This is a genomic window from Legionella fairfieldensis ATCC 49588 (assembly GCF_000621525.1).
Taxonomy (GTDB): Bacteria; Pseudomonadota; Gammaproteobacteria; order Legionellales; family Legionellaceae; genus Tatlockia; species Tatlockia fairfieldensis.
On the sequence record NZ_JHYC01000046.1, the window covers coordinates 1 to 5,970 of the forward strand.

Here is a 5,970-nt window from a genome sequence, read left to right on the forward strand (position 1 = left end):
GTGTCTTCTGTCAAAAAATCAATGAGAAGAAGAAGATTAGCATTACTCTGAATCATATGCCGTATAATAATGTCGGTGACCGCATAACAAGGCAGTGCCATACGTCCCTCATCCGATTGTAGGTGAAGCCACGGAAGGACTTGCTTTAAATCGTCCACCTCATCTAACTCCTCTAACAAGGTAAACATAAAATGACAAGACAACTCAGATAACTTTTTTTGATAAAAATGTCCAAGCTTTTTAGTGTAACTACGCGATAATTTTAACGATTGAGACATGTCAGAGAAGTTAATCGCAACAGGAATGTTGTTCTCATCCACCTGGTGGTAGCGACATAAAAAATAGGAAAGAAAACTAAACAGCGCATCGTCAGATAAAGAAATCACGCAGCCTAGGTTTCTAAAAAAATCAATTAAGGTGGTTTGTTCGCGAATCGTTTCGGGACGTTGATTTTTGTTGCATTTTAAATAACGCTGGTATTGCGTCAGTTGAAAATCAATGGTGTGTAAAACTAATGCTACATCCTTTTTCAATTGGGCATTCTCCCGAATAAAACAAGGCGATGACGCAAGCACATACATTTTGTAGGCTCTAATTTGACACAGTGTTTCACCCACCTGGGCATCAAATTGATTCAGTTGATTGGTCTCAAAACAGCATAATGCTTCAAAAACATGTTCAAGTAAGTGCTTCATTAATTGGAGGTAATGTATTTTTTGCGTAATGTCTTTAATAACAATGGATTCATCATGAGGGAGCAAGGTTAAATTAGTGATCATCGTTTTTCTTTCCGTTGAGGTTGAAACACAAAGGGATATATTTTATCAAAAATAGATCTAAATGATCAATAACTATTCAATTGGCATCTGAAAACAACTCGAAAATAGCCTGTTAGACGCTATTTTTACGGTAGTAAACAATTAATACAGTGACAGCACCGCAGGTTAGCAAGCTTAATAAATACCCGATTGCCAATAAATAATCGCCAGTAAGCAGCCCATGCAAAAGAGTAAACAGTTGAATGACATTAAAACCAGCAAACGTTATCAAGGAAACACCTTGAGCGGATTTGTTTTTTACGAGTGCTTTTATTTGAGGGATGAAAAGGAGCGCATTAACCAGCAAGCTGATTGAAAAACCAAATTCAACAATAAGCGTTTGCCAAGCCATGAATGACACGTCCTTTGTTATTTAACTGTAGTAGTTCAAACTAATCAACTTGGTCTATTCTACTCTTCTATCGTCCTCTTCTTCTAGTCTTCACATTGCCCTTCGCAGTTAATGTGATGATATCCCCTATTGATAAACGCTTTAAACGATTTATCGTGGCACCATCAATCGGTAAGACAATTATTTCGTCATTTCGTTTTAAAAGCGCTAAATGCTCCCCATCAAGATGACGAATCCCTGCAAAACAACTATCTCCTTCATCACCTTGATGATAACGCCTGTGCTTTGGTATATCGGATAACATCTGGCGTTTTAATTCTCGCTCAGCAATGTATTTATCGGCTGCGGCCAAACCGCCCTCAATCACGCCTCTCCCAGAAACATTCCATCGCAATTCGTGATTTGATTGGGCTCTTTGGTGCTCCAGGTGACTAGAAACATCACCCTGCAATAACATTTCACCTCGACTGGCGAGCTGAACCATACCGAGTTGGGACAGGTTTCGCAAGCCGTTTTTTCTGTGGGGCGGCGGTTGATGGCCAATGCGTCCAATGTGGGGCTTGTTGAGCTTATTATTCCTGGCATTGGCTCTTCCCCTGTTTCCATCATTTCTTCTAGTGGGGTTTCTTGCTGGTCTAGCATTTTCATCATTGAGTCGAGCTGCTCCTCTGGACTCAATATCAGGCTTTCTTCGATAGTCATTATTTAATTCCTGTTTTTGTTGAATAATCGGCGGCTCTTGGTGAGAAGCCTCTCTGACAAACGTAGCGTTTGGCTTTATTTGGTCTTGCTGCAAGAACACCTCACCAATAATATGAAGAGTTAGATTTAACCTTGATGCTGCTTGTACGATTTGCTTTTTGAATGCATCACTACCATTCATTCGAACGGTTTGCCCAAAACGCTTAATAGCCATTTGCAATAAGGCTTCAATACCTCGTTCAGTCGCGTTACGGGATATTTTCAAATGCTCGCCATCATCTCGAATTGCACAACCTGCTTCCCGATAAATAATAGTGCCCGTTTTGGTAATGTTATCTATTGTGGACTGCTGTTTTTTTCTATCCGTTGTAACCTGGTGTCCACCTGACAGCGTATTGCCTTGCAGTTTTCGGCGCGATGAGCGCGACCTTAACAGATGCAATGCTTCCTTATCACCTTCCAATGATTTCATTTTTAGCCAATCAGCCCACGCATAACACTTGTAGTGTCCATAAATGGCTTGACGCTCTTTAAGATACATAGCTTTTGCATTCTGAATTGTCTCGTTAAGTTGCTTGCTAGTGAATGCATACAAGAACTTTTTATTCACGGCCTGCCCTTTTAATAATCGAATGGCCGCGCGCTTTAAACGGCCTGAGCGTTTTGCGTTTTCAATGGCTCTGTTTTTTTTCAAACGTGCTTTTTCAATAGCAGACGCTCGCAACGCGCCATAATTTTTTTGCTCTTCTCGATATTTGGCGTATAACTCAACGGTTTTAACGGTCATTGCCATATGAACAGGCTGTTCAACATAACGTTGACCATTATCCATTGATAGAGAAGGAAGTGCCCTAATAGAAGACCATTGATTCTGACTGCGAGGTGGTGGTTTTTTTCCAATTCGACCAATGGGTGGTTTTTTCATTAATGAGGGATTACCTCTAAACTCCTTAACGACTTTTTTCTCAAAAATGCCCAAACGCATTTCAAGATTTGCTTTCGAAAACTCCCGTGAAACTGAGCTTGCTTTAACCCATTGCGTGGAGTGATTACCAATAACGAGGCCATTTCCTCGCTCTTGAATAATCAATCCATGCGCCTCTAAACTATCATGCACGTCTGACCAGGTTTTTGCGTGAGAAAGATTCTCGCTACACGTTCGTTTTATCCAGCTCAGCAAACTTTCAATACCGGCATGATGCTCCATATCATCCGCTCTATTTTCTGAAGCCTGTTTGCGAGCTTTGTGATTAACTGGTTGTAATCCATATTCTTGTTCTATCTGTACCGCAATATCGGCAAACGCTTTGTAGGCTAAATACGGTTCTTGCATGGTGTAACGAGTGGGATGAATTTTATTAATAGCAATATGGATATGAAGATTATCCGTATCGTAATGAATAGCACTGACTCGCAGATGGTCTTTAAAACCAATAGCCTCACATACCCTATCTTCAATCGCATTAAGCACCGCATGAGAGGGCGATTCTCCTGCTGGAAACGAAATCAACAGATGGTAATTTTTATCCCCTAGCGCGCGTTGATTTTGACTCTGGGTTGCGTGCACTTCTTTAACAGCCCAGGCCAATTGACTACTTTGACAATTCGTAATGCGAACTTGTCCTAAACGCTCCTGTTTGCCAAGCTCACTGGTAATATATTTCGTTAAACGTATAAAACTACTTTGCTTAACCGATTTCATTTGGATGTGGCGAATAATAGGCATCAAGGAAACCCGCAAAATTAGTCAAGTTGTTGCACAACGTGAAGCATGGTTTCTTGGGTGGTTTTAATACGTTCCAGAATTAACTTTAACGTATCCGGTTCAATACCACTGACTCGTTCATCGCGGCTTAACCATAATTTCAATAAGCCCCCAAGACGGCCTAAATCACCATTAATTTTTACAAGCTCAAGCACTTGTTTTTGGTCAATCACACTCTTTATCTCAAAACCAAGAGCTAGTCGGCGTAAGTAAACCGCAACGGGAAGTCCCACCTTTTCTGCATTGTCTTTAATTTGCTGCTCTTCATCAGGAAGAACAGGAACTCGGATGCGTCGGCAATGCTTGCGACTTTGTTTTTTTTCTTGTTCATCCATTTTTTCTTCCTTTTAAAAAGGCGGTAGCCGTCTGCCTCGCAGAGCAAGATTTTCCCGTTGAGCACCTTGGTGCGAATAAGGGAAAGTGAAGTGGATAGCTAGCGTGCTAGATGGCCACCTTCACCTATCTTGCCCTACTATTTTTGTTTGAAACGCCAAGGATAGCATGCTCTTTTCCATTTATTAAGCCCTGTTTTTAGCTTGATAATTCATCAAGTTAATTAATAACGATAAAAAAATGAAAAAAGAAAGATTATTGAAATATTGCATGATAAAATACTGCTAAAAACACGTTAAAACACTAACAATAATAAAGAAGGATGCGATGGCAAAAACTTTATCTGCGCGTATCGCCGAACGAGTCGCTAAGAAAAAAGTATCACGTAATGCTAAAAATCGCGCCGCCTTTCTGGCACTACGGCCGGATATCATTCAAGCTCTTGCTGACGGCTGGCCGGTTAAAAGCATTTGGGAAACATTGCATGAAGAAGAAAAGATTACATTTAGCTATCAGGCATTTCGAGGCTATGTCAATCGTTTGATTTTAACCGCCAACGCATCAACTGAATTAACCAACGAACAATCAGAACTCCTTTCCAAACCAATTCCTTTGGAAAAAACACCTAAATTTGCAACACAAGGAGTGAGCGGATTTACCTTTCAAGCAACCCCTAATAAAGAGGATTTATTGTAATGGCTAAAATTCACATCACCATGCAAGGCAAAGGTGGCGTTGGCAAATCCTTTGTTGCAACCACCACTGCACAATATAAATTACACAAGGGACATAACCCCCAATGCATTGATACCGATCCCGTCAATGCAACCTTTCATGGGTTTAAAGCCTTGCCGGTTCAACGACTGGAAATTATGGATGGCGATGAAATTAATTCGCGTCATTTTGACCAGTTAATTGAACTCATCGCACCCTCCACTGACGATGTAATTATCGACAACGGAGCCAGCTCTTTTGTTCCTCTCTCTCATTATTTGATTAGTAATCAAGTCCCTTCCCTTTTAAAGGACATGGGGCATGAGCTTGTCGTGCATACCGTCATTACCGGCGGCCAGGCTCTTCTTGATACTGTCAGCGGATTTTCTCAATTGATTCGTCAATTTCCAGAAGAAGCGCGCTTTATAGTCTGGTTAAATCCTTACTGGGGAGCTGTCGCTCATGAAGGAAAAGCGTTTGAACACATGAAAGCCTATAAAGACAACAAAGATAAAATTACAGCTCTCATTCAAATACCGACCTTAAAAGAAGAAACCTATGGTCATGATGTGTCGGAGATGCTTAAAGAACGATTAACCTTTAAGGAGGCAATCGAGACACCTACTCGCTCCATCATGACCAGACAACGTTTAAAAATAGTTCGCGATCAATTGTTTGGCCAACTTGATAATGCAGCGGTGCTTTAATGGATGAGTTGATTAAAGAAATAGCCGTGAAACACGGTGTAGCAATTGGAAAAGATGACCCCATTCTTATCATGCACACAATCAATAATTACTTAATGGATAACAATGCAAAAAGACAAGACGCATTACTTAATCAATTTAAGGGGGAAATGGAAATCCTTGCTCTTCGTTGGATTAAGGATGCAAAAGACTTGGCCGAACGCATTTTGAATAACACCTTAAAAGCAAGCAAAGAAGAAATGGCTCATGTTTTAGCACAAAGTGCTAAAACGACCTCTATGACCATTCAAACAGACATTGAACAATCATTAGAAGAGGTGAGGAATGCATTAGGACACACCAAGCGAATAGCCTTATTCAATTGTATTGCTGCATGCCTGACTGCTGTCTCAGCGGCGTCTTTAATCATTATAAGTGGTCATCTGTTATGAAACTATCAGAAAAACGTCAGTTTGATGTGATGTCAATTGATTAGCTTGCATTGTAGGGGTTTGAAGTCCAATGGTACTAAAACGTACGCTAAAAAATTAATCATAAGCACATGCTTGGAACTCTTTTTCGACTAAATGTGATTTGTTG

General features: G+C 40.5%; 7 protein-coding genes. 3 read left to right on the forward strand and 4 right to left on the reverse strand.

The genetic code is table 11. From position 1 onward, the window contains the following. The 4 genes from T345_RS14170 to traJ form a co-directional block, all read right to left on the reverse strand. A partial coding sequence (locus T345_RS14170) for a hypothetical protein (RefSeq protein ID WP_035918858.1) occupies nucleotides 1-779 on the reverse strand: 779 nt, incomplete at its 3' end. Nucleotides 780-891: 112 nt separating this feature from the next. After that, complete coding sequence (locus T345_RS0110510) at nucleotides 892-1,170, reverse strand: PQ-loop domain-containing transporter (protein ID WP_028389307.1); 279 nt, start codon at nucleotides 1,168-1,170, stop codon at nucleotides 892-894. A 67-nt stretch (nucleotides 1,171-1,237) separates the two neighbouring features. Further along, nucleotides 1,238-3,598 carry a TraI/MobA(P) family conjugative relaxase gene (traI, locus tag T345_RS0110515; RefSeq protein WP_035918861.1) on the reverse strand — a complete coding sequence of 787 codons (2,361 nt, stop codon included), beginning with the start codon at nucleotides 3,596-3,598 and terminating at the stop codon, nucleotides 1,238-1,240. Nucleotides 3,599-3,615: 17 nt separating this feature from the next. After that, a complete protein-coding gene (traJ, locus tag T345_RS0110520) occupies nucleotides 3,616-3,972 on the reverse strand; it encodes a conjugal transfer transcriptional regulator TraJ (protein ID WP_028389309.1) in 357 nt (118 codons plus the stop codon). Nucleotides 3,973-4,297: 325 nt separating this feature from the next. On the opposite strand from traJ, the gene T345_RS0110525 reads away from it, so the two are divergent. From T345_RS0110525 to T345_RS0110535, 3 genes are read left to right on the forward strand one after another with little or no spacing between them, the layout of a single operon-like run. Then, the gene (locus T345_RS0110525) at nucleotides 4,298-4,666 is read left to right on the forward strand and encodes a TraK family protein (RefSeq protein ID WP_028389310.1); all 369 of its coding nucleotides are present in this window, start codon (nucleotides 4,298-4,300) and stop codon (nucleotides 4,664-4,666) included. Next, a complete protein-coding gene (locus T345_RS0110530; RefSeq protein WP_028389311.1) occupies nucleotides 4,666-5,391 on the forward strand; it encodes a nucleotide-binding protein in 726 nt (241 codons plus the stop codon). Before T345_RS0110525 ends, T345_RS0110530 begins: the two co-directional genes overlap by 1 nt. Next, nucleotides 5,391-5,822, forward strand: a complete 432-nt coding sequence (locus T345_RS0110535) for a hypothetical protein (protein WP_028389312.1) — start codon at nucleotides 5,391-5,393, stop codon at nucleotides 5,820-5,822. Before T345_RS0110530 ends, T345_RS0110535 begins: the two co-directional genes overlap by 1 nt. The last annotated feature ends 148 nt before the right edge of the window (nucleotides 5,823-5,970 follow it).